The organism is Streptomyces sp. SID486 (assembly GCF_009865385.1).
GTDB lineage: Bacteria > Actinomycetota > Actinomycetes > Streptomycetales > Streptomycetaceae > Streptomyces.
Genome location: NZ_WWJT01000040.1, coordinates 1 through 1,037, shown reverse-complemented (window position 1 = coordinate 1,037; position 1,037 = coordinate 1). Strand labels below are relative to the sequence as shown.

General features: G+C 69.8%; 1 protein-coding gene and 2 tRNA genes. 2 read left to right on the top strand and 1 reads right to left on the bottom strand.

Annotated features, from left to right (window positions below):
• Positions 1-27 precede the first annotated feature (27 nt).
• Positions 28-498 carry an SSI family serine proteinase inhibitor gene (locus GT045_RS01955; protein WP_161333085.1) on the bottom strand — a complete coding sequence of 157 codons (471 nt, stop codon included), beginning with the start codon at positions 496-498 and terminating at the stop codon, positions 28-30.
• A gap of 164 nt (positions 499-662) precedes the next feature.
• Here GT045_RS01955 and GT045_RS01950 point away from each other — a divergent pair.
• Together GT045_RS01950 and GT045_RS01945 are read left to right on the top strand one after the other, a co-directional pair.
• A tRNA-Ser gene (locus tag GT045_RS01950) sits at positions 663-753 on the top strand.
• 204 nt (positions 754-957) lie between these two features.
• Positions 958-1,030 (top strand) — tRNA-Arg (locus GT045_RS01945).
• The last annotated feature ends 7 nt before the right edge of the window (positions 1,031-1,037 follow it).

Here is a 1,037-nt window from a genome sequence, read left to right as displayed (position 1 = left end):
CCCGGAGCCCCGCCCCCCGGAGCGCCGCTACCCGGCCGCCTCCACCTTCGGCAGGAGGGGCACCAGCCGGTCCCACCGTCCGATCTCGCACCCGTCGCCCCGGCCGAACGAGGCGTCGACCGGGCGGCCGGCCCAGGTGCCGGTGACATGGGCGGTGGCCGGGCCGCCGTAGAGCATGGTGCAGGTGGTGCCGGAGGGAACCGGTGCGAAGGGGTCGCGGCCCCAGCGCGTGTGCGCGTCGAGCGCCCGGCAGGCCCCGGCGACGTCCGGATGGTGTCCGGCTTCGGGGTGGCAGTGGACGTCGTACTTCCCGTCCCGTGCGGCGCCGGCGTGCCGGACCACGACGGTGAGGTGATCACCCTGGTTCTCGGGCCGCACGGGCGGCGGTACGGCACCGGCGGCCGAGGCGGGGGCGGTGGTGAGCGGAGCGAGGGCAGCGGCGGCGGCGAGGGACGCCATGAGGAGGCGCCGCCCGGTGACCGGCAGGACAGAGAGCATGTCCTGTCCAACGCGGGACCCGCCGAGACGTTGCGCCCCGCCGGTCGAAGCCCTTTGCCCGATGGCGTGGGTGCCTAGTACCGTAGGGGGCGATTGGTGACGCGGCGCTCGCCTGTGTCATCATCTGCACGCACCACTCGCGCGCTCGTGTGAGCGGTTGTGCTGGAGGCGTCGCCTAGTCCGGTCTATGGCGCCGCACTGCTAATGCGGTTTGGGTCTTAAAGCCCATCGAGGGTTCAAATCCCTCCGCCTCCGCCCCGATACCGAAGCCCCGGTCCCCAGGACCGGGGCTTCGGCGTTGTCCGGCTCCCGTCGCGTTCTCCCCGGTGTCAGGCGTTTTCGCAGGTCACAAGGGGTGCGCGGATCGGATTTCACATGACGGCGGCAGTCATGTAATGTTCTTCCTGTCGCCGCGAGCGGGCCGAAAGGGCCGGGAACGGAGACAAAACAAAAGAACAAGCACTCGTAGCTTAACGGATAGAGCATCTGACTACGGATCAGAAGGTTGCAGGTTCGAATCCTGCCGAGTGCACACAGGT

Coding starts and splice junctions, on each gene's coding strand:
- GT045_RS01955 (WP_161333085.1), bottom strand. CDS start 498: ATGCTCTCTGTCCTGCCGGTCACCGGGCGGCGCCTCCTCATGGCGTCC.